The 22,230-nt window shown below is 61.7% G+C and carries 24 protein-coding genes; 9 read left to right on the top strand and 15 right to left on the bottom strand.

Going from position 1 to position 22,230, the window contains the following annotated elements; all coding sequences use genetic code 11:
- Positions 1-29: 29 nt before the first annotated feature.
- The 6 genes from ACT53S_RS10805 to ureG all read left to right on the top strand — a co-directional run bounded on the left by ACT53S_RS10805 (position 30) and on the right by ureG (position 4,063).
- Positions 30-272 (top strand): hypothetical protein, encoded by a 243-nt coding sequence (locus ACT53S_RS10805; RefSeq protein WP_476066979.1) that lies wholly within the window; start codon positions 30-32, stop codon positions 270-272.
- Between the two features lie 138 nt (positions 273-410).
- Positions 411-1,100, top strand: coding sequence for a TIGR02117 family protein (locus ACT53S_RS10800; RefSeq protein ID WP_476066978.1), 690 nt, complete (start codon positions 411-413; stop codon positions 1,098-1,100).
- 254 nt (positions 1,101-1,354) lie between these two features.
- Positions 1,355-2,209 (top strand): GGDEF domain-containing protein, encoded by an 855-nt coding sequence (locus ACT53S_RS10795; RefSeq protein ID WP_476066977.1) that lies wholly within the window; start codon positions 1,355-1,357, stop codon positions 2,207-2,209.
- A gap of 63 nt (positions 2,210-2,272) precedes the next feature.
- On the top strand, positions 2,273-2,740 hold the full coding sequence (ureE, locus tag ACT53S_RS10790) for an urease accessory protein UreE (RefSeq protein ID WP_476066976.1): 468 nt from the start codon (positions 2,273-2,275) through the stop codon (positions 2,738-2,740).
- Entirely contained in the window at positions 2,733-3,422 is a 690-nt protein-coding gene (locus ACT53S_RS10785) for an urease accessory protein UreF (RefSeq protein WP_476067469.1), read from the top strand. The genes ureE and ACT53S_RS10785 overlap by 8 nt, the downstream gene beginning before the upstream one ends.
- 20 nt (positions 3,423-3,442) lie before the next feature.
- Positions 3,443-4,063 (top strand): urease accessory protein UreG, encoded by a 621-nt coding sequence (ureG, locus tag ACT53S_RS10780; RefSeq protein ID WP_142067721.1) that lies wholly within the window; start codon positions 3,443-3,445, stop codon positions 4,061-4,063.
- A 23-nt stretch (positions 4,064-4,086) separates the two neighbouring features.
- Here the strand turns inward: ureG and ACT53S_RS10775 are convergent, their stop codons facing one another.
- The 10 genes from ACT53S_RS10775 to ACT53S_RS10730 form a co-directional block, all read right to left on the bottom strand.
- Entirely contained in the window at positions 4,087-4,770 is a 684-nt protein-coding gene (locus ACT53S_RS10775; protein WP_476066975.1) for a Crp/Fnr family transcriptional regulator, read from the bottom strand.
- Between the two features lie 315 nt (positions 4,771-5,085).
- Complete coding sequence (locus ACT53S_RS10770) at positions 5,086-5,754, bottom strand: outer membrane protein (protein WP_476066974.1); 669 nt, start codon at positions 5,752-5,754, stop codon at positions 5,086-5,088.
- Between the two features lie 148 nt (positions 5,755-5,902).
- Entirely contained in the window at positions 5,903-9,226 is a 3,324-nt protein-coding gene (locus ACT53S_RS10765) for an efflux RND transporter permease subunit (RefSeq protein ID WP_476066973.1), read from the bottom strand.
- Between the two features lie 14 nt (positions 9,227-9,240).
- Positions 9,241-10,425, bottom strand: coding sequence for an efflux RND transporter periplasmic adaptor subunit (locus ACT53S_RS10760; protein WP_476067468.1), 1,185 nt, complete (start codon positions 10,423-10,425; stop codon positions 9,241-9,243).
- Positions 10,426-10,763: 338 nt separating this feature from the next.
- Positions 10,764-11,756 carry an ABC transporter substrate-binding protein gene (locus ACT53S_RS10755; protein WP_476066972.1) on the bottom strand — a complete coding sequence of 331 codons (993 nt, stop codon included), beginning with the start codon at positions 11,754-11,756 and terminating at the stop codon, positions 10,764-10,766.
- Positions 11,757-11,786: 30 nt separating this feature from the next.
- Positions 11,787-12,653, bottom strand: a complete 867-nt coding sequence (locus ACT53S_RS10750; protein WP_476066971.1) for an ABC transporter permease — start codon at positions 12,651-12,653, stop codon at positions 11,787-11,789.
- Positions 12,650-13,537, bottom strand: a complete 888-nt coding sequence (locus ACT53S_RS10745; protein WP_476066970.1) for an ABC transporter permease — start codon at positions 13,535-13,537, stop codon at positions 12,650-12,652. Before ACT53S_RS10745 ends, ACT53S_RS10750 begins: the two co-directional genes overlap by 4 nt.
- Complete coding sequence (locus ACT53S_RS10740) at positions 13,537-13,872, bottom strand: hypothetical protein (RefSeq protein WP_140828683.1); 336 nt, start codon at positions 13,870-13,872, stop codon at positions 13,537-13,539. The genes ACT53S_RS10745 and ACT53S_RS10740 overlap by 1 nt, the downstream gene beginning before the upstream one ends.
- On the bottom strand, positions 13,869-14,276 hold the full coding sequence (locus ACT53S_RS10735; RefSeq protein WP_476066969.1) for an endonuclease domain-containing protein: 408 nt from the start codon (positions 14,274-14,276) through the stop codon (positions 13,869-13,871). The genes ACT53S_RS10740 and ACT53S_RS10735 overlap by 4 nt, the downstream gene beginning before the upstream one ends.
- 265 nt (positions 14,277-14,541) lie before the next feature.
- Entirely contained in the window at positions 14,542-15,330 is a 789-nt protein-coding gene (locus ACT53S_RS10730) for an ABC transporter ATP-binding protein (RefSeq protein WP_476066968.1), read from the bottom strand.
- Positions 15,331-15,454: 124 nt separating this feature from the next.
- On the opposite strand from ACT53S_RS10730, the gene ACT53S_RS10725 reads away from it, so the two are divergent.
- The gene (locus tag ACT53S_RS10725; RefSeq protein ID WP_476066967.1) at positions 15,455-15,868 is read left to right on the top strand and encodes a cupin domain-containing protein; all 414 of its coding nucleotides are present in this window, start codon (positions 15,455-15,457) and stop codon (positions 15,866-15,868) included.
- 362 nt (positions 15,869-16,230) lie between these two features.
- Here ACT53S_RS10725 and hydA read toward each other — a convergent pair whose 3' ends face one another.
- From hydA to ACT53S_RS10705, 4 genes are read right to left on the bottom strand one after another with little or no spacing between them, the layout of a single operon-like run.
- Positions 16,231-17,688, bottom strand: coding sequence for a dihydropyrimidinase (hydA, locus tag ACT53S_RS10720; protein ID WP_476066966.1), 1,458 nt, complete (start codon positions 17,686-17,688; stop codon positions 16,231-16,233).
- A 36-nt stretch (positions 17,689-17,724) separates the two neighbouring features.
- Positions 17,725-18,057: a type II toxin-antitoxin system PemK/MazF family toxin gene (locus tag ACT53S_RS10715; RefSeq protein ID WP_476066965.1), complete on the bottom strand. Its 333-nt coding sequence runs from the start codon at positions 18,055-18,057 to the stop codon at positions 17,725-17,727.
- Complete coding sequence (locus ACT53S_RS10710; RefSeq protein ID WP_162750435.1) at positions 18,054-18,284, bottom strand: antitoxin MazE-like protein; 231 nt, start codon at positions 18,282-18,284, stop codon at positions 18,054-18,056. The genes ACT53S_RS10715 and ACT53S_RS10710 overlap by 4 nt, the downstream gene beginning before the upstream one ends.
- Positions 18,285-18,316: 32 nt before the next feature.
- Positions 18,317-19,570, bottom strand: a complete 1,254-nt coding sequence (locus ACT53S_RS10705) for a Zn-dependent hydrolase (RefSeq protein WP_476066964.1) — start codon at positions 19,568-19,570, stop codon at positions 18,317-18,319.
- A 287-nt stretch (positions 19,571-19,857) separates the two neighbouring features.
- Here ACT53S_RS10705 and ACT53S_RS10700 point away from each other — a divergent pair, with 287 nt between their 5' ends.
- Positions 19,858-20,511: a TetR family transcriptional regulator C-terminal domain-containing protein gene (locus ACT53S_RS10700; protein ID WP_476066963.1), complete on the top strand. Its 654-nt coding sequence runs from the start codon at positions 19,858-19,860 to the stop codon at positions 20,509-20,511.
- Here the strand turns inward: ACT53S_RS10700 and ACT53S_RS10695 are convergent.
- Positions 20,501-21,442, bottom strand: a complete 942-nt coding sequence (locus ACT53S_RS10695) for a DMT family transporter (protein WP_113375177.1) — start codon at positions 21,440-21,442, stop codon at positions 20,501-20,503. The two genes, ACT53S_RS10700 and ACT53S_RS10695, sit on opposite strands and share 11 nt — an antisense overlap.
- Positions 21,443-21,587: 145 nt before the next feature.
- Between ACT53S_RS10695 and ACT53S_RS10690 the strand changes: the two genes are divergently transcribed.
- Complete coding sequence (locus ACT53S_RS10690; protein ID WP_476066962.1) at positions 21,588-22,229, top strand: exopolysaccharide biosynthesis protein; 642 nt, start codon at positions 21,588-21,590, stop codon at positions 22,227-22,229.
- The last annotated feature ends 1 nt before the right edge of the window (position 22,230 follow it).

The raw sequence follows: 22,230 nt of genomic DNA, 5'->3' as shown, positions 1-22,230 counted from the left end.
ACTGTCACCATGGACCACCGGTGGGCACCATGGCTGAAGACGTGAACAATCTTGTGCTGGAGCATTTGCGGGCCATCCGAACGGATATCCGTGACCTGCGTGACACATTGATGGACCACGGGCATCGGCTGACCCGGATTGAGATCGGCCTTGCCGGGCTTCGGCGTGACCAGAGTACGGATGCGACCGGTGTCGCCGAGATGGGGTTGAGGATCGATCGTTTGACGGAAAAGGTCCAGCGTATCGAACAACGTCTCGATCTTACCGATTGAGTGATCCGGTCAATTTTCGTTTTCTTTTGGTTGAAGCCGTATTTGCCAACCATCCCTCAAGGGCAACGCTGACTTGGCTTGCGTGAAAGACCGTCTGTCACAAATGCTGTCGCATGCCACGAAGTCGGAGTTGCGTTGATGCGAAGGCTTTTGCGCGCGCTCTCTGCGGGTTTCCTGCTCGTCCTTTTCGCGCTGGGCCTTGGGACCTTCGTCCCACGGCCGCTGGTGGGGCCATCGCTTGGCGGATCGACAGAGACGCGCGAAATCCTGCTGCTCTCCAACCCGATCCATACCGATATCGCGCTTCCGCTCGACGACGAGGTGCGGACCGCCTTTGCCGATCTCATCCCGTCCGGCCTGCCGATCGGCATGCCCGGCGCCGACTATCTGGTGTTCGGCTGGGGTGGCCGGTCCTTCTATATCGAGACGCCGACATGGGGCGATCTGAAACCTCTGCCGGTGTTGCGGGCGCTGACCCTTGACCGGTCGGTGATGCATGTCGAAGTCGCCGGACCGATCGACCGGGGTCATAAGACGGTTCGGGTGTTGTCCGTTTCGGCGGAGGGCCGGCGGCGGATGATCGCGGCGATCCGTGACAGCTTCCAGCGGGACGGTGGGTTGCCCTTGGTGATCGAAGGCGCTGCCTATGGTCTGGACGATGCCTTTTTCGAGGCGCGTGGCGGGTTCAACGCGCTGGCCGGCTGCAACACCTGGACCGCGGCCATGCTGCGCCAGGGCGGCCTCACGACCGGGTGGTGGACGCCTCTCCCGCAACTGCTCGACTGGTCTGTTCCGCGAATCGATTCGCCCGAATCGGCGCATTTCTGAGACAGATCACTCGACTGACTTGTGGCATCGCGTGGCCTGAGCCATTCCAATCCCCTAGAAAATCGGGGCAGCATTTGTGAAAACGCAAATCTGGCCGACGCGTCTTGTCGATTTCCGCATTCCCTGGTTGTGCTTTCGGCCTTTTTGGGTTGTTGTTCTTTCATTTTGCAGGTCGTTCAATTTCGACAGACTTCATTAGAGATTGGGGAAGAATTGCTCCCTAATCCATGTATATCTTCATGAAGGAGCATCTGGTGGATTTCATCAGGACGTGGCTGTGGCGGCAAATCGATCTGGGCAGTTTCGACAACCAGAAGGCGATCGTCGGGTTCGCGCTGTCGATCAGCTGCCGGGCGGTGATCCTTGCCAGTGGACTTAGCCTCGCAACCCTGCCCTTGCTCTATGGCCTCGGCTTCTTGACCATGCCGGTCGAAGAGGCGATCAAGATCACGGTGGCCTTCTCCTGGCTGTTCGGCGGTGCGTTTTCCGGTGCCTTTGCCTTCGTCGCCGGCCTTGTCATCCGCGATCTCACGCAATCGCGCGCCGAGTTCGAGCGCCTGAGCCGCACGGATACGCTTTCCGGTCTCGCCAATCGCCGAGCGTTCAATGATGCATTTGCGCATGTCTCGGGGGAAGCCTCTCTCGCCATCATCGACATCGACCGGTTCAAGTCGATCAACGACCGTTTTGGACATCATGTCGGAGATCTGGTCATCCAGGAAATCTCGGGGGTCTTGCGCCAGGTATTTTCAGATCACCATCTCGTGGCGCGGCTGGGTGGCGAGGAATTCGGTGTCATACTCAAGGGCGGCGAAAGCGCCGAGCGGCTTGCGCTGGTGGAGCGAGCGCGCAGCAAAGTCGCTGCGGGTCGTTTCATCTGTGACGATGTCGAGCTTTCCGTGACCATGTCGGCCGGCGTTGCGGAATTTCTCCCGGGACGGCGGCCGGAATGGGTTTATGCGCTGGCCGATAAGGCACTCTACCTTGCCAAGAGCGACGGACGCGACCGGGTCCTGCACGAGCGGGACCTCGGTTCAGCGGACGGCGTGAGTGCTCCCTACCAGGCTGATCCCTCGGGGATATTCGGCATCGCCGGAGCCGAGGCATAACTTCAATCTTGCTCGCTGCCTTCCGTTTGTGCATGGTTCAAAAAACAGACAATCGGAGACTTCATGCAGCGCGCGACAAGCTACAAACCCGCCGGCACCGTGGCGGAGGCTCCCGAAGGCATCGTGGTGTTGTCGCATGACGCGCGCCATCTGCGACGTAAGCTCTTGCATCTCGACGACGGTGAAATGGTCATGCTCGATCTCAAGGAGCCGGTGTTGTTTGCGCATGGTGACCGGCTGATTCTCGAAGACGGTACGACGATCGAGATTCGGGCGGCAGAGGAACGGCTGTTTCAGATCACGGGACGTGACGGGCTGCATCTGGTCGAGCTTGCCTGGCATCTCGGCAATCGGCATCTGGCGGCGCAGATCGAGGCGGAGCGGATCCTGATCCTGCGTGACCATGTCATTCGCGAGATGCTGACCGGGCTTGGCGCCGAGGTGATCGAGGTGGTGGAACCCTTCCAACCGGTGCGGGGAGCGTATCATGCTCACGGAAGCCATGGACACGGCGCAAGTGGCCATGGCTGACAGCCTGTTTTCGCGAGCGCCCGTGACCCAGCGCGGTTTGTTGCGGTTGATGGCCTGGCTGTCGCCGGCCTTTCCCGTCGGTGGATTTGCCTATTCCGGAGGGCTGGAAAGCGCCGTTGTGGAGCGGCATGTGCGCGATGCCGACAGCTTGCGGTCCTGGCTGTGTCTGCTGGTGGAGCACGGGGGACTGCGCAACGACGCCATCCTGTTTCTCGAAGCGCATCGGCGGCAGACCGAAGGCGACGATCTGGATGAACTCATTGAGCTGGCGGCCGCTCTTGCCGGTTCGGCGGAGCGCCATGCGGAAATCACCCGCCAGGGCGAAGCCTTTGTCAATGCTGCAGCCGGCTGGCCGCATCCGGTGCTCGGGCAGTTATCCGGTCCGGTCGCCTACAGTGTGGCCGTCGGCGCCATTGCGGCGGCCCATGGGGTGGCCGCCGGAGATGCCTTGGCCGCCTTTCTGCATGCACAGGTCTCGCAACTGATATCCGTTGCCATACGGCTTGGTGTCATCGGCCAGAGCCACGGCGTCCTCCTGATCGCCACCTTCGAGGAGCTGATCCTTTCCGCAGTGCCCGGGTTTGAGCGGCTCGGTCTCGACGACCTGGGTTCGGCAGCAATTGCAGCGGAAACACTCAGCATGCGCCACGAGACACAGTATTCCAGGCTTTTCCAATCCTAAGCATGACCCAGGATCAGAGTATGAATGCAAACAAATCCAAAAACGGTCCTCTCCGCGTCGGTATCGGCGGACCTGTCGGTTCGGGCAAAACGGCGCTGACGGAGAAGCTGTGCAAGGCGATGCGCGACCACTACTCGGTCGCCGTCGTTACCAATGATATATATACGCGTGAAGATGCGGATGCGCTGATCCGGATGCAGGCACTGAGCTCTGACCGGGTGGTGGGTGTCGAGACGGGTGGCTGTCCGCACACGGCGATCCGCGAAGACGCCTCCATCAATCTGAAGGCGATTGCCGATCTCAATCAGCGCATTCCGGACCTCGACCTCGTCTTCATCGAGTCCGGCGGCGACAATCTGGCCGCCACCTTCTCCCCGGATCTCGCGGACATCACCCTCTATGTGATCTCGGTCTGCCAGGGTGAGGAAATCCCGCGCAAGGGCGGGCCTGGCATCACACGCTCCGATCTGCTAGTCATCAACAAGACAGATCTTGCACCCCATGTCGGCGTCGATCTCGATGTCATGGAGCGCGATGCCGGGCGGATGCGGGCAGGCGGTCCCTTTGTTTTCACCGATCTCAAGCGCGGCGCCGGGGTTGAGCGGATCGTCAGTTTTCTGCAGGAGAGTGGCGGTCTCTAAAGCCCTGCCTTCTCGCGCGGCCCTCAGATCTGTTTGAGGGCCGAGACGTCGTTGATCTGGATGGTGCGGCCCCTGACCGTGACCCCGGCGCGGCGCAGCGTTGAAAAAGCGCGCGACAGGGCTTCCGGGGCCAGGCCCAGTTTGCCGGCAAGCAGGCTCTTCTGGAAGGGCAGGCGGACCGAAGCCGGGCCACCCTCGGCATTGCAGGCTGTCAGCAGATAATGAGCCACGCGCTGTGGCGCGGTCTGCAGGCGGTCGTTGGCGATGCAGTCCATGGTTGCCAGCAGATGGGCGGACAGACAGCGCATGATGGTTTTCGCGACCTCCTTCTCCTGCTCCGCCAAGGCACGAACCTTCTGCAGATCGAACCGGGCAAGCGTCACCGTCTCGGCAGCCTGAGCGTTGTAGAGATAGTGGTCGCCCATGGTCAGCAAGCATTCGGCGAATGTGTCGCCGGGGCCGCAGATGCGGATATCGGCCTCTCGACCGTCCTTGTTCAGCCGGTACAGGCGGACATAGCCGCCGAGCACGCAGTAGAAGTATTCCGCGTGTTCGCCCTCACGGAACAGTACGTCGCGCGATTCGTAATTCGCAACGGTCGCAATGTCCAACATGGCCGCCATCGCCGTGGGGCCGAGTTGCGACAGAAAAGATGTCCGCAGAAGCGTGTTCTTGTCTCGTGTGTTCAGTCTCAAGATCTTGTTCACGGTTTTCCCGGCTCCCCGTTGATAGCGACGCCTTGGACCGACAGAACGTCCGCACGGCGACTGGCCGCGCATCTGTGCCCCGCCCGCGAGACCGCGCCGCCACCCCCGTGGCGCTGCAGGTCTGCGACCTGTCGGACGCGTCGCCCCTATCCAGCCCCTGCAGCATAGTTTCGGTTGCACAAGCCCTGTTTGATTTCGATCAACCCGACAGGCGGTTGCATGAGAATATCCGCACGGACTGCTATCGCGGGCGCAAGAATAAGGGGCTCGGATGACCGAGCCCCCTTTGGGATCCTGTCGGGGTTGGGCAGGGCGTCAGAATTTTACGCCGAGGCCCAGCCGGACGCTGTGCTGGCTGAGGTCCGATTCGACCACCGTGCCGCCAAAGTTCAGGTCCTTGCTGCCGAAGTCGCTATAGCGATAGTCGAGACGGCCGAAGATCCGGTCGGTGACGGCGTAATCCACGCCAGCGCCCACGGTGTAGCCGTGATAGACTTCGCTGGTGCTGGCGTTGACGAGGCCGACGAGGTCGGCGTCGACATGGGCGGCTGCCCAACCGGCGCTGGCATAGACCATGGCGCGGCCGAAGCTGTAGCCGAGGCGACCGCGGATCGATCCTTGCCAGTCCGCCTTGCCGGTGAAAGTGCCGATCAGCGTCGCCAGGTCCTGTTCGTTCCAGTTGTGCTCGAGATCACCCTCGAGACCAATCACGACATTGTTGGCGAACTGCTTGTTGAAGCCGGCAAAGGCGCCGAGCGAGCCGCCGTCGAAACTGCCGTCCAGTGGAGTCAGGCCAGCGGTTTCAAAATGGCCGTCCAGCCAGCCATGACCGCCTTGGAGACCGGCATAACCGCCGGTCCATTCGAAGCCCCGGTTCTCGATGTCGGTGGCGACTGGGGCGTCCGGAACGGACGAAACGGCGTCTGCAGCAGAGGCGGCCGTGGCAAGGAGAAAGAGCGCCGTCGTGGCGAGGAGGTTCTTCATGATCAAATCCCGATGCGGTTGGTTTGGTCCCTTCGAGCGGAATTGAATGTTTCCGTCAGAGATCCCATACACAGCGGGAAAAATCGGTGATCGGCCAATTCCGGTTAGGGTCGAAATTGGCCGATCGAAACGCGTTGCGACGCTGCCGTTACTCTGCGGCGAGCGGCGGCAGGTTGATGACGTTGCCACCGCCATCGCCCTTGCGGATATCGGTCTTGCCGCGCTCGACGGCGGCAAGCCGTTTCTCCACCGCCTGCAGGCTCTCGAAGTTGCGGCGGGCGAGATGCGACAGGTCTTCTGCGGACAGCACCTGTTCCTCGACTTCCTTCTTGCCGACAAATCGACCGAAGACCCAGGCAAGCAGGCGCGAGACGTCGTCGAGGATCAGGAAGAAGGCGGGCACGACCACGAGGCTCAGAGCCGTCGAGACGATGATGCCACCGATCACGGCAATCGCCATCGGTGCACGGAACGAACCGCCTTCGCCGACGCCAAGGGCAGACGGCAGCATGCCGGCCGACATGGCAATCGAAGTCATGATGATCGGCCGAGCGCGCTTGCGGCCGGCTTCCACCATGGCTTCGAGGCGATGGAGACCCTGATGGCGCATCTCGATGGCGAAATCGACCAGCAGGATGGCGTTCTTCGTCACGATACCCATCAGCATCAGGATGCCGATCAGGACCGGCATGGACAGCGCATTGTTCGTCACGATCAGACCCACTGCCACGCCACCGATGGCGAGCGGCAGCGAGAACAGGATGGTGAAGGGCTGGATCACGTTCTTGAAGAGTAGGATCAACACCGTCAGCACCAGCAGCAGGCCGAGGATCATGGCGTTGAGGAAGCTCTGCTGCATCTCGGCCTGAACCTTGGCATCACCGCTCTCGGCCAGGCGAACGCTTGCCGGGATGTCGGCATTTTCCACGGCCGTGCGATAGGCCGCCGTGGCCGTGTCGAGTGCGACCCCTTGCGGAAGGCTCGCGCCGATGGAGACGACGCGGTTGCGATCGTTGCGCTTGATCGAGGAAACGCCCTCGGCATAGTCGATGTCGGCGACGCTCGACAGCGGCACGGTGGCACCACTTGCCGTGCGCACCTTCAGGGCGCGGATGGCGGCCAGATCGGTCCGCAGATCAAGTGAAGCCTGGACGCGGATCGGGATCTGGCGGTTGTCGAGCGAGATCTTCGGAAGAGCCGCGTCGACGTCGCCGATCGTGGCGACGCGCACCGTCTGGGCAATCTGCTGGGCTGTTATGCCCAGGCGAGCTGCTTCATCAGCGCGGGGGCGGATTTGCAGTTCGGGACGGGGCAGGGCGCCGTCGGCACTGACGTTTGCCAATTCCGGCACCTGGCGCAGCCTGGATTCCAGAATCCCGACCGCGTCATTCAGTTCCGACTCGTTCTTGGAGAGGAAGTTGAAGGTGATGTCGCGCTCGCCGCGGTCGTTGAGCTTGGTGATCCGGATGTCCGGGATCGCGGCCAGCTTGGCGAAGACTTCCTCTTCGATGTCCCACTGCGGACGCGTACGGCCGTTCTCCGGAAGTTTCGGCAGATATTGGCCGATCACGGGGAGACCGCCAAGACCCTTGTTGACGAGAGTCTTGGCCAGCGAATGCTCGATCCGGTCAAGGTTCATGGTCACGCTTGCGCGGCGCAGCTCGAGATCTCCGCGCGGGGAGGAGCCGCCGAGGATGAAGATGCTCGCAACATCCGGAACATCCTTGATCGCGGCATAAATTTCGTCCGTCTTGCGCTCGGTGTCATCGAGCTTTGCATTCGGCGGCAGTTCCACTGACAGCACGATGCGGCCGGCGTCCTCCGGGGGAATGAAGCTGCCGGGAACGCCGGACAGGAGGATAATCGAGCCGATCAGGAAGAGGATCGCGGCAGCGAGGGTTCCGAGGCGAGAGTACCAGCGGCGTGTCGTGAAACGCACCAGCTTCGTGTACATCTTCAGCGGCAGGCTGTCGTTGTCGTGATGGTCGTCCATCGCGTCTTCGGCCCGCATCAGATAGGCAGCCATCATCGGGGTGATGAGACGGGCCACAAGCAGCGAGAAGAAGACGGAGAAGGCGACCGTCAGGCCGAACTGGATGAAGTACTGGCCCGGGATGCCCGGCATGAAGGAAACCGGTACGAAGACCGCGATGATGGTGAAGGTCGTCGCGATGACGGCGAGGCCGATTTCGTCCGCCGCCTCGATCGCCGCTCGATAGGGCGTCTTGCCCATCTTGATATGGCGGGCAATGTTCTCCACCTCGACGATCGCGTCGTCGACGAGGATACCGGTTGCCAGCGTGAGTGCCAGGAACGAGACGAGGTTGAGCGAGAAGCCCATGATGTCCATGACCCAGAAGGTCGGGATGGCCGAGAGCGGCAGCGCGACCGCCGAGATCAGCGTTGCACGCCAATTGCGCAGGAAGAGCAGCACCACGATGACGGCGAGGATGGCCCCCTCGACGAGGGTGTGCATGGCCGCTTCATAGTTGCCATAGGTGAAGTAGACCGAGTCGTCGATCATCTCGATCTGGACGTCGGGATTTTCGGCACGGACCTGGGCAAGGCTCTCGGCGACGGTTTCAGCGACCGTCACCTCGCTCGCGCCCTTGGCGCGGAACACCGCGAAGGAAACCACCGGCTTACCGTCATGGCGGGCGAAGGACTTCTGTTCCTCATAGGTGTCGTAGACACGGCCGAGGTCGGAGAGCTTGACGAAGCGGTTGCCAGGAAGGGCGATGGTCGTGTTGGCGAGGCTCTCGACATCGCGGTTATCGCCGAGCGTGCGGATCGACTGTTCGGCACCGGCAACCTGACCGCGGCCGGAGCCGAGATCGACATTGGTGCCCTTCAGCTGGCTGGAAATGTCAGAGGCCGTGACACCCAGGGCGTCGAGGCGGTTCGGGTCGAGTTCGACGCGAACCTCGCGGTCCGCGCCGCCGTAGCGGTCCACGCGGCCGATGCCGGGCTGGCCCTGTAGAGCGCGCTTGATCGTGTCGTCGACAAACCAGGAAAGTTCCGCCAGATTCATGTTCGGCGAGGAAACCGCAAAACTCTGGATCGCCTGGCCCTCGACGTCGATCTTGCTGACGATCGGCTCATCGACGGAGGCCGGGAGATCGCCGCGGATCCGGTCGATCGCGTCCTTGACGTCCTGGACCGCCTGTTCGGTGGGCACTTCCATGCGGAACATGACGACCGTCTGGGACTGGCCATCGGTGACGGTCGAATTGATTTCGTCGACGCCGGTGATCGAGGCGACCGCGTCTTCGACTTCCTTCGTGACCTGGCTTTCTAGTTCGGCCGGGGAGGCACCGCTCTGGCCGACGGTGATCGCGACAAGCGGCACGTCGATGTTCGGGAACCGGGTGATCGGCAGCGCGTTAAAGGATTGGATACCGACAACGACCAGCAGGAAGAAAGCCAGAATCGGTGCGATCGGATTGCGAATGGACCATGCAGAGAAGTTCATGGCGACGTCGGTCCTCAGTTGGAAACGCTGCTGGTGTCTTCTACGGGTTTGATCCGGTCGCCTTCGCGGACGAAGACACCCGCCTTGGCGACGACCAGGTCGCCCTCTTTCAATCCTTCGGTCACCTCGATGAAGGGACCATCCTGGATACCGGTCTTGACCGTCTGCATTTTCACGATGCCATCGGCTACGAGCCGTACCGTGGTGACGTTACGCTCGCTGGTGATCGCCGACAGCGGCAGGGCGATATCCTCGGCCTGGCCGACGGTGACGTCTGCATTTCCATACATGCCGGCACGGGCGGCCGCGTCGTCATCGATGGCGATGTGCACGGAACCCATGCGGGTCACGGCATCCACGACCGGCGACACCAGACGAACCGAACCGGATATCGGTGTGCTCGTTCCTGCAACCGTAATGGCCGACGGCTGGCCAGCCTTCAACCGCAATATATCACTTTCCGTCACATCCGCCACAAGTTCGATCTGACCGTCTCGAATGACGGTGAAGAGCGGCGAGGCGCTGCCCGACGCAATGGCGCCGATGCGGGCATTGCGTACAGACACGATGCCGGCGACTGGCGACTTGATCTCGGTGCGGGCCAGGCGCAGATCAATGTCGGAAATCTGCGTTTCGATGACCTTGATATCCGCTTCGGCGACGGCGATCGCCTGCTTGGCGCTCTCAACGCGGGTCTGGGCGCTTGCCAGCGATGTTTCCGCCTGTTCGCGCTGCGAAGCGGAGACAGAGCCGCTGCTGACCAGACGCGAAGCCCGATCGAACTGGCGCTGGGCTTCCTTGAGATTGGCTTCGGCTTCGACAACTTGTGCGCGGGACTGCGCCAGCGACGCTTCAGCCTTCGCCAGATTGGCGGCCTGCTGGCTGCGCTCCAGCTTCAGCGTGTCATCGTTAAGCCGTGCCACGACCTGACCGGCGGTGACCGTATCGCCGACATCGACTTCCAGAGACCTGATCTGCAGGCCTTCGACCTGCGGCTGAATATACACATCCTCGACCGCCTTGATCGTGCCGGTGGCAAGGATGCGGTCGACCAGAGTGCGGCTCTTCGCCTGGGTGACGACAATGGCGGGAAGAGCAGGGCTCTTTGGCGGCTCTGCGGGCGTTTCCTGCGCGAAAACCGTGGAGGTCATAAGCGTCAGCGTGGAGGCCAGCAGAATGGCCTTGGGGCTCGTGTTCAAAAGCATGGGTCCCTTCCCCGAAGAAGATCGCAAGTCTCAGCATATTACGCATGTGCGCCGTGGCCGGCTCACCATTCATGACACAATAAAACTCCTGTCATGAACCGTATCGGCCGAGTGGCGGCCCCTAAAACATGGTGCAAGAGGTGGGCGATGTCAGAATGGCTTGCAAGAGGCGCCGTCGCGGAATTCAAGTGCGCGACAAAGAATGTTCAACATAGGACGATAGGTGTTGCCGAAATGCAATCGCAATTCGTTGAAATAATTCGTCTTACTTACAAAAAACTGAAAGGCACGGAGATTGCTCCCCGTGCCCGTTTTCGGTGGTCCGCCTGGTTCTACTTGAGGGCCGCGTCGGTGATTTCGGTCGTGAAGGCGCCGGTGGGCTCCTTGGTGATGACCGGATCGGAACCGCCGCCCAGCAGTGTCTTGACCGTACGGTCGTAGTCGGCCTTGTCGAGCGCGCCGTTGGAGCCAGCGGTCAGCTTGGCGACCTCGCCCATCATGCGTTTCTGATGCTGTTCGGTCTGGGCGCCGGAGGCGTCGTTTTCGAGCACGATTTCAGCGGCTTCATCGGAGTTCTCTTCGGCGTACTTCCAGCCCTTCATGGAAGCGCGGACGAACTTGACCATCTTTTCCTTGAAGGCCGGGTCGGCGAGCTTGTCTTCGAGGACGTAGAGGCCGTCCTCAAGGGTTGCGACGCCCTCGTCTTCATACTTGAAGGTCACCAGGTCTTCCGCCTTGATGCCGGCGTCGATGACCTGCCAGTACTCGTTGTAGGTCATGGTCGAGATGCAGGCAGCCTGCTTCTGCAAGAGCGGGTCGACGTTGAAGCCCTGCTTGAGGACTGTGACGCCCTCCGGCGAGCCATCGGTCTTGATGCCGAGCGTGCTCATCCAGGACAGGAACGGGTATTCGTTGCCGAAGAACCAGACGCCGAGCGTCTTGCCCTTGAAGTCTTCCGGCTTGGTGATGCCGGTTTCCTTGAGGCAGGTCAGCATCATGCCCGAGGACTTGAAGGGCTGGGCGATGTTGACGAGCGGCACGCCCTTTTCGCGGGTTGCGAGAGCCGACGGCATCCAGTCGACGATCACGTCTGCGCCGCCACCGGCCAGAACCTGCGGGGGAGCGATGTCAGGGCCGCCCGGCTTGATTTCGACGTCCAGGCCTTCTTCTTCATAGAAGCCCTTGTCCTTGGCGACGTAGTAGCCGGCGAACTGGGCCTGGGTTACCCATTTCAGCTGGAGGGTCACTTTGTCGGCGGCGGCGGCCTGCATGGCGGTCAGCGAGACCGCGGCAGCCAGCAGCAGGGATGCGAGTTTGATTGTCATTTCAGTTCCCTCTTTTTGTTTTGGTGCAGTTTACGTCCGTCCACCACGGACGGACGGATGCCAGAAGGTGACCCGGCGTTCTGCCAGTGCCACCAATCCGTAGAAGACCGAGCCGGCGAGCGCGGCAACCGCAATCTCGGCCCAGACCATGTCGACATTCGAGCGTCCGACCTCAGTCGAGATCCGGAAGCCCATGCCGACAATCGGGGTGCCGAAGAATTCTGCAACGATGGCCCCGATCAGAGCCAGAGTCGAGTTGATCTTCAGCGCATTGAAGATGAAGGGCCAGGCGGCGGGAAGCCGCAGGCGCACCAGCGTCTGCCACCAGGAGGCGGCATAGGTGTGCATCAGGTCGCGCTCCATATGGCTGGCCGAGGCCAGCCCCTGGACCGTGTTCACCAGCATCGGGAAGAAGGTCATGATGACGACGACGGCAACCTTGGACTGCCAGTCGAAGCCGAACCACATGACCATGATCGGAGCGATGCCGACGACGGGCAAGGCCGAGACGAAGTTGCCGATCGGCAGCAGCCCCTTCTGCAGGAAAGGCGAGCGGTCGATCAAGATCGCGACGATGAAGCCGAGGCCGCAGCCGGCGATGTAACCCGTGATCACGGATTTCAGGAAGGTCTGCTGGAAATCCGCCCAGAGGATATGGGTGGAGGTGATGATGCGCGCCCAGATCATCGAGGGTGCGGGAAGCAGGATCGAGGGGATCTCGAAGCCACGCACCATGCATTCCCAGATGACGAGCAGGGTCACGCCGAAGATGAGGGGTACGGCGAGGCCGATCGCGCGGCGTGTGGATGGGTCCTTCGGACGCTGAGCCACAAGCCACTGGTTCAGACCCCAGGCACCGAGCCAGAAGAGGAGGGCGAAGACGAGGTAACCGTTCATGGCTTGACCCCCATGCGTGCGAGAACCCGTGTATGGGCCATGCCGACGATCGAGACGAGCAGGGCCGCGAGCCCCGCCGCCATGAAGAGCGCTGCCCAGATCTGGATGGTCTGGCCGTAATAGGAACCGGACAGCAGTCGGGCACCGAGACCGGCGACGGCCCCAGTTGGCAGCTCACCGACGATGGCGCCGACCAGCGAGATGGCGATCGCCACCTTCAGCGAGGTGAAGAGGTAGGGCATCGAGGCCGGCCAGCGCAGCTTCCAGAAGGTCTGGGACTGGCTGGCATTGTAGGTGTGCATCAGATCAAGCAGCAGAATGTCGGGGCTGCGCAGGCCCTTCACCATGCCGACAACGATCGGGAAGAAGGAAAGATAGGTCGAAATCAGGGCCTTGGGCATGAGGCCTGAGATGCCGATCGAATTCAGAACGACGATGATCATCGGCGCGATGGCGAGGATGGGAATGGCCTGCGAGGCGATGACCCAGGGCATCAACGACTTGTCCATGGCCCGGTTATGAACGATGGCAATCGCCAGCACGATGCCAAGCACGGTGCCCATGGCAAAGCCGGCAAGCGTCGCCGAGAGCGTGATCCAGGCATGGTAGACGAGGCTGCGCTTGGAGGTGACGGCCTTGTTGATGGTGGTATCCCAGAGCTCGGCGACGATCTGATGCGGGGCGGGCAGGATCGGCCGTTCCTGGGCGAAGGTGCGCTCGACGACCTGGGCAAAGGTGATCTCCTCATTGGCCCGGGCGGCCTGGTCGCGCACGAAGGGCGCGTTCAGGTAGACGACGAAGACGTGCCAGATGACGAGGATCGCGAGAATGACGGTCAGAACCGGCAAAATGCGGTCACGGAAGGCGGAAGGGGCTGATGTCATCAGGCACCTCCTTTTGCGGGATAGAGCATGAGAGCCATTGAGACGACACCCAGCGCGACGCCTGCGGTTTGGATGGCGCTCAAGCGTTCTCCGAAGAGGAAGAAGGCGATCACGTTGATCAGCAGCAGCTGCGCGACGGAGGAGGCCGAGATGGCCAAGCCCAGGCCGCCCTCGCGCATCAGCTTCACCATCATCAGGTTGCCGACACAGTAGAGGGCGAGAGAGGCGAGAAGCACCCAGAGCTTGCCGTTGTCGACATAGGCCCGGGAGACAGTGGCGGCACCGAGGAAGGTCGCCATGGCGGCACCGAGCCACAGGAGGAAGGTGGGGTTCATGGGGTAGGTGCCTCCTTCAGGAGGTGTGAGATAGAGGCTTCGATCGTTAAGTAGACATGGTCGGGATTGTCGATCACCAGATCGTTGTCGAAGCGCAGGACCTTGAAGCCTTGTGACGCCATGAAGGCGTCGCGGCGGATATCGTGTTTGCGTCCAGCATCGGTTTCATGGCTGTCGCCATCAACTTCAACGACGATGCGCGCTGCGAGCCAGGCAAAGTCAGCGATGTAAGGGCCAATCGGCGTCTCCCGGCGGAAGCGCGCGCCCCGCGGGCGGAAGTCGCGGAGTATATCCCACATTTCGCGTTCCGCCTTCGTGAGTTCGGTGCGCAGAGTTCGGGCGCGTTTGCGCGTCTTCGGGTCGATGTTGGAATGCGGCATTTGGTCGTGCCTTCCATCGATCATGGAGCGATCAGTTTCCCCTCCCCAACCCCTCCCCACAAGGGGGAGGGGCTTTCCCGCCGCCCTCGTGCTCAAGGAAATTCTCCGCTGATGGTCCCCGCAAGGCCAGAGCGTTGGCAAGCATGATCTTTGCCCCGACGTGGGCATCATACTGAGGTTAGCCACTCGCTGATGCGTTAGTGGCAGGGTGAGAGCGGTGCCCCGGGCGCCAAAGCCCCTCCCCCTTGTGGGGAGGGGTTGGGGAGGGGTCTTCTTCCTCAACGAACCACTATTCCTCATAAGAATGCCCCGCCTTCAGACCCTCGCGCACCCGGTGTGCGATCTCGAGAAACTCCGGCGTCTCGCGGATGTCGAGCGGGCGTTCCTTCGGCAGTGTCGATTCGATGACATCGGTCACCCGGCCCGGACGCGGGCTCATGACGACGATCTTGGTCGAGAGGTAGACGGCTTCGGGGATCGAGTGGGTGACGAAGCAGATCGTCTTGTTGGTGCGGTCCCAGAGCTTCAACAGCTCGGAATTCAGGTGGTCGCGGACGATTTCATCGAGCGCGCCGAAGGGTTCGTCCATCAGCAGCAGGTCGGCGTCGAAGGCGAGCGCGCGGGCGATCGAGGCGCGCTGCTGCATGCCGCCCGACAGCTGCCAGGGATATTTCTTGGCGAAGCCCGAGAGGTTGACCAGTTCCAGCGTCTGCTCGATCCGCTTCTTCTTCTCATCGGCACTGTAGCCCATGATTTCGAGCGGTAGTGCAATGTTGTTTTCGATCGTGCGCCAGGGATAAAGGGCAGCCGCCTGGAAGACATAGCCGTAGGAGCGTGCCTTGCGGGCGTTTTCCGGTGTCATCCCGTTGACGGTGATCTCACCGGCCGTGTGTTTCTCGAGGTCGGCGATGACGCGCAGGAAGGTGGTCTTGCCGCAGCCGGAGGGGCCGATGAAGGAGACGAAATCGCCTTTCTTCACCTCCAGATTGACATTGGACAGGGCGTGGACCGGCCCATCATTGGTCTCGAAGGTGAGGCTCAGATTTTTGGCCGAGACGACCGAGTAAGGTGCATTCATGCGCTGGGACCAATCGGGTTTGTTGCAAAGGCAGCCTGCCTCTTGCATTCTTTGGATATGCGGACGCTCGGGAGCAGCGGACGGGGAAAGGCGGCCTTGCCGCCGAATGGAAGAGGACGGGACAATGGACGCATCAGCAAAGCCCACCTGCCGGATCGTGAAGCCCGGCCATACCTATGAGGGCAAGCAGGGACTGAGTTACTTTGAGGGCATCGCCGCCGAGACGGTCGGCTCGAAGGGCATCTGCATGCATGTGCTGACCATGCCGCCCGGTGCGCGCGCCAAGGCGCATCTGCACGAGAGCCACGAGACGGCGATCTACATGCTCTCCGGCCAGGCGCATACCTGGTATGGCGACCGGCTGGAGAACCATGTGATCGTGCATGCTGGCGAGCTCTTCTACATCCCAGCCGGCGTGCCGCATCTGCCGGCGAACCTGTCGAATGCGCCCTGCACGGCGATCATTGCGCGCACCGACCCGAACGAGCAGGAAAGTGTGGTGCTGTTGCCGGAGCTGGATGGGTTGGTTGAGGGGTGATGCTGCTCTTCTGACGTTGGCGCTTGGGTTACCCCCCTCTGTCCTCCTTCGATTGCATCGAAGCGCGGACATCTGCCCCACAAGGGGGGAGATCGGTCGGGGCAGGTGCTGACGCCTCACCCTCCCCTTGAGGGGGAGGGTCGGAGCGAAGCTCCGGGGTGGGGTGATGTGTAGAGCGCTAGTATGTTGCTGTGACGTCGAACTCGTCGCCGGGGTCACCCCCACCCGCCGCGTTGCGGCGACCTCCCCCCTCAAGGGGGAGGTGTGGCGCGAGCACGCGGCGACTGATCTCCCCCCTTGTGGGGGAGATGTCACGAAGTGACAGAGGGGGGTAAGACCACGCAGCAACGGCATCGACCTGCTCAAACCCCCGTCGCCGGAATGCCCGTGCGTTCCACCTTCCGCGGTGCCACGAGTTCCTTCCAGGTCGAGAGCGCCTTGGAAACCGCGGGGAAGGGCTCGCGCTTGACGAACTTGCCGTGGCCCTCACGGGTCTTTACTGCGCTCTCTTCAATCGCGACATAACCGCGGGTCAGCGTATAGCGCGGCAGGCCGGTCACTTCCTTGCCTTCGAAGACGTTGTAGTCGATCGACGATTGCTGGGTCTTGGCAGAGATGGTCTTGGAGCGCTTGGGATCCCAGACCACGAGGTCTGCATCGGCGCCGACGAGCAGGGCGCCCTTCTTCGGGTAGATGTTGAGGATCTTGGCGATGTTGGTCGAGGTGACCGCGACGAATTCGTTCATCGTCAGGCGGCCGGTTGCAACCCCATAGGTCCAGAGCATGGGCATACGGTCTTCAAGGCCGCCGGTGCCGTTCGGGATCTTGGCGAAGTTGCCGACGCCGAAGCGTTTTTGTTCTGAGGTGAAGGCGCAGTGGTCGGTGGCGACGACCGAGAGCGAACCCGACTGCAGGCCGGCCCAGAGTGAGTCCTGGTGCTGCTTGTTGCGGAAGGGGGGCGACATGACGCGGCGGGCGGCGTGGTCCCAGTCCTTGTTGAAATATTCGCTCTCGTCGAGCGTCAGGTGCTGGATCAGCGGCTCGCCATAGACGCGCATGCCTTTCTGGCGGGCGCGGCGGATGGCTTCATGGGCCTGTTCGCAGGAGGTGTGCACGACATAGAGCGGAACGCCGGCCATATCGGCCAGCATGATCGCGCGGTTGGTCGCCTCGCCCTCGACCTCCGGCGGACGGGAATAGGCATGGGCCTCCGGACCGTTATTGCCTTCAGCAAGAAGTTTTGCGGTCATCGAGGCAACAACATCGCCGTTTTCGGCATGCACCATCGGCAGCGCGCCCAGTTCGGCGCAGCGCTGGAAGGAGGCGAACATCTCGTCGTCGTTCACCATCAGCGCGCCCTTGTAGGCCATGAAGTGCTTGAAGGTGTTGATGCCGCGATCCTGGACGACCGTTTTCATCTCGTCGAAGACGCGTTCGTTCCAGCCGGTGATCGCCATGTGGAAGGAATAGTCCGCCGTGGCGCGCGAGGTCTTGTTGTCCCACATCTGCAAGGCTTCGAGCAGGGACTGGTCGGGACCGGGCAGACAGAAATCGACCACCATGGTCGTGCCGCCGGAGAGGCCAGCGCGGGTGCCGCTTTCGAAGTCGTCGGCCGAGTAGGTGCCCATGAAGGGCATTTCGAGATGCACATGGGGGTCGATGCCACCCGGCATGACATAACAGCCCGCCGCATCCAGCACGATGTCGCCGGACAGGTTCGGTCCGATCTCGACGATCACGCCCCCCTCGATCTTGACGTCGGCCTTGTAGGTCAGATCGGCGGTGACGATCGTGCCGCCCTTGATGACTGTGGTGGTCATGTGGTCTCTCCCCGTGGTTCCATTTTTAGTGTGTGCTCATCCTGCGAAGCCAAGTGCCAGAGCCATGGAGCGCTCGACCCGGCGCATCGTCACGTCATCAAAAGTCCCAATGACTTCCCCGACCCTCTGCCGGCTGGCTGGACTAATTTTGTCGACCATGACTTCAGACTGCAGTTTGAGCCCATTTGTGGGAGTAGGCTCCACTGGCACCCGAAAGATGCTCGGACCGGAGCTGAAGCTGGTTATCGGGCAGACGAGCACGGTTTTGAGCTGCGACTCCGTCATCGAGTCCGTCTGAACGATGACGGCTGGGCGAGGCTTGCCCAGAGCGCTTGGCAGCACCACGGTGACGACATCGCCACGCTTCATTGGCCGCCTTCTCCGTCCTCATGATCCCACATGTCCTTCTGAAGACTATCAATCCACTCCATCACGTTGTCTTCTTCATCAGCAAAGGCCATTCGATTTGCTTCTGCTACAGCCTGCTCCCGGATGGACGGGTCGCGCAGGTCAGGTAGCCATAATTCAAAACGCTGGAACCCCTTCGCTCGCAGTTCGGCCCTTTCTTCTGCAGACAGTTCTCTTGGCAAAGTCATTGGCAGGCCTCCGCATAGGACAGATCTTGAGTTTAGCCCACAATCTCCGCCGTCTCCAGAACCGCCCTGAGCAGCACGTCGCAGCCCGCAGACGCCCATTCCTTGGAAATCTCTTCCGCCTCGTTGTGGCTCAAGCCGCCGACGCAGGGGCACATGATCATGGTCGAGGGCGCCACCTTGGCTGTCCAGCAGGCATCGTGGCCGGCGCCTGAGATGATGTTCATGTGGCTGTAGCCGAGATCTTCCGCCGCCTTGCGGACGGAGGCGACGAGCGTCGGGTCGAAGGTGACCGGATCGAAATGGCCGACGGCCTCGATGGAACAGCCGACACCGAGAGCCGCACAGATTTCGGCGGCTTCCTTTTCGATGCGGGCGCGCATGCCGTCGAGCTTGGCCTGTTCCGGCGAGCGGATGTCGACGGTGAAGATGACCGTGCCAGGCAGGACGTTGCGGGAATTGGGCGAGAACTTCACCTGGCCGACGCCGCCGACGCAGCCCGGCTGGTTGTCCATGGCGACCGTCTGGACCATCTCCATGATGCGGGCCATGGCAAGGCCGGCATTGACGCGGTGGTTCATCGGGGTGGAGCCGGTGTGGGCTTCCTTGCCGGTCAGCGTGAATTCCAGCCACCAGAGACCCTGACAGTGGGTAACTACACCGATCTGCTTCTCTTCGGCCTCGAGGATCGGGCCCTGTTCGATGTGATATTCGAAATAGGCGTGCATCTTGCGGGCGCCGACCTGTTCGTCGCCGACCCAGCCGATGCGCTTCAGTTCGTCGCCGAAGGTCTTGCCCTCCATGTCCTTGCGGGCATAGGCGTAATCCTGGGACAGCACACCGGCAAAGACGCCCGATGCCAGCATGGCGGGCGCAAAGCGGGCGCCTTCCTCATTGGTCCAGTTGGTGACGACGATGGGGTGTCTGGTCTTGATGTTGAGGTCGTTCATCGAGCGCACGACTTCAAGACCCGCGAGCACGCCGAGCACGCCGTCATATTTGCCGCCGGTCGGCTGCGTGTCGAGGTGGCTGCCGATATAGACGGGCAAGGCATCCGGATCAGTGCCGGGGCGGGTCATGAACATGTTGCCCATGGTGTCGACGCCCATGGTCAGTCCTGCATCCTCGCACCAGCGCTGGAAGAGGCGGCGGCCCTCGGCATCTTCATCCGTCAGGGTCTGGCGATTGTTGCCGCCGGCAATGCCGGGGCCAATCTTCGCCATCTCCATGAGCATGTCCCACAGCCGATCGCCGTTCACGCGAAGGTTCGTGCCGGGTTGCGCCGTCATTGCAGATCCTCACCTGTTTTATCGGGGCGCGGATCTTGCGCCCAACTCCCGAGTTCCCGAGGTCAACAGCAGCGGTTTATATTTGTCTTTTCCGCTGTCGTATCGGCAGTTGCCTTTATTTGACATCTGTCCAATAATTTGACCGACTGGTAAAACATTACAACTTCCAACGATGCACTCAAGCTGAATTTGGCAAAAATCTACGACAAAAATCTCGGCAATTGCACAGAATTTATGCGCCGATTATCAGTAACGAGTTCAAGACGTTAGCGGGGAATACGTTCGACATGGCCATACCGAGAGCGGCGCAAACCCAGAGGCGAACGCGGATTCAGGAGGAAAAGGAAGAGCTGATCCTGGAAGCTGCGCTGGAGGTATTCTCGCAGAGGGGATTTCATGGCTCGACGATTGACCAGATTGCCGAGGTCGCGGGCATGTCGAAGCCGAACCTTCTCTACTATTTCCGGACGAAGGAAGCCATGCATCGGGCGCTGATCGACCGGGTGCTGGAGAACTGGCTGGAGCCGCTGGCGGCTTTCGATGCCGAGGGCGATCCGGAGGAAGAGATCCGGTCCTATATCCGACGCAAGCTGGAAATGGCCCGAGAATTTCCGCGCGAAAGCCGGCTCTTTGCCAACGAAATCCTGCAGGGCGCGCCGCATATCATGGGTGTTCTGGAAGGCCCGTTGAAGGATCTTGTGGACGAGAAGGCCGAGGTTATCCGCGCCTGGATTGCGGCCGGCAAAGTGCGGGACTGCGATCCGCACCACATGATCTTCTCGATCTGGTCGACGACCCAGCATTATGCGGATTTCGACGTGCAGGTTAAGGCGGTGCTGGGCGAGGGACGCGATGGGGCCGAGCGCTTCGAAGAGGCCGCTCACTTCCTTGAGGGACTGTTCGTCAGCGGCCTGATCCTGAAGTCAGGCGTTAGTCCCTGAGCAGCCCCATCACCAGCAGGCCGGCGGCGGTCACGAGCGCGCCGAGAAAAACGGCCGGGCTCGCCCAGCCGTGGCCGAGCAGGCCCTCCAGCAGGATGATGAAGGTTGGGGTCAGGTAGCCATATCCGAGCACCTTGGGCGCTGGCAGGCGCATGGATGCGTATTGCAACAGCATGAACGTGATCGCCGTCGTGACGATGGACAGATAGGCGATGGTCGCCCAGACGGTGCCCGGAAGTGCTGCGAAATCCGTCTCGGCCAGCGGCACGGCGCCCGTGGGCAGAAGCCAGGGGATGGTGAAGACCACCACCCAGAAACCGAAGGCGACCGGGTTTTCGCCTTGGCCGAACTTGCGGATCAGCGGCACATAGGCGCCGTGGCAGACGACGCCGACGAAGTAGATCAGCTCGCCGCGCCCGACATCGAAGGACAGGATCGCGCCGATATCGGCCCGGAAGATCACCCAGATTGCGCCAAGCGCGGCGATGACAAGGGCGATCAACACGTCGGGTCTGGTCTTCTGGCCGATGAAGACCAGCGCAAAGCCCGCGCTGATCAGTGGCATCAGGGTGAAGACGGCACCGGTCTGCACGGGGCTGGTGAACTCGAGGGCTGCAAACATCGTCAGCATGTAAATGGCGATCAGGCCGCCAAGCAGGGCATAGCGCCAGACGCGGCGCGGCTTGGTGAACGGCACGCGGAGAATGCCAAAGGTCAGGACGCCCATCACGACCATGGTCATCAGGTAACGCCACAGCGTCAGCGGTCCGGCTTCCAGATGCTGCGCGGCCATACCACCGAAGGAGAAGGAGCCCGCGATCAAGGCCGCAAAGAGCAGCATGGCGGCATGGGCAAGAACTTTTTCGCGGCCCTTGGCATGAACGGTGTGGCGATTGGCGGGAGCGGCGGGCACGTCGACGTTTTCGGTCATGCTTCATCTCGCAGCCACAGGAATCAGTCATCCTCGTCGGTGTGACTTGACCGGGGCGGCATTGTCATTCATCTGCGGCTTGAGGCGCAGCCGCATTGCTTCGCCCATGACAGATCTGTTCCGGACTTAATTGAAAGCGGCTCTGATGACAACGACGATCGGCTTCCACGATACGGACCGAAGCACCAGCGCGGTGCTAGAAGAGGTGATCGCCTCGATGGACGGCGAACACGTCACGCTCCGGGAAATCCTGCAGACCATAGGCGAAAGCGGGCTGTTGCTGTTGTGCGGACTGTTGTCTCTGCCGTTCCTGGTGCCGGTGTCCATTCCCGGTGTCTCGACCGTCTTCGGTGCGGGCATCGTGCTGATCGGGATCGCGGTCACGTTCAACCGCTTTCCGTGGTTGCCGGCGAAAGTGGCGGATCGCAAGCTCGATACCGGCAAGCTCGTGCCGGTGCTGCAGCGCGGGCTGACCATCCTGCGGAAGGTCGACCGTTTCGTGCGGCCGCGGCTGCTTGCTCTGACGACCGGTGCCGTGACCAACCGCATCAACGGGCTGGTGCTGACGGCGGCAGGCGTGCTTTTGATGATGCCGCTTTCCTTCATCCCCTTTTCGAACACACTGCCTGGCGTGGCGATCCTGCTGCTCTCCACCGGTATTTCGCAGCGGGACGGCGTGGTGGTTGCAGCCGGACATCTGATGGTTTTGCTCACGCTCGGCTATTTCGGCGCGTTGGCGTACGCGGCCATGGCGGCCGGTCAGAGCCTCAACCTGTTCGGCGGTTGAT

This window comes from Allorhizobium sp. DMC15 (assembly GCF_056314065.1).
Note: the sequence above shows the minus strand (reverse complement) of the source record. Positions and strands in the feature narration are given on the sequence as shown.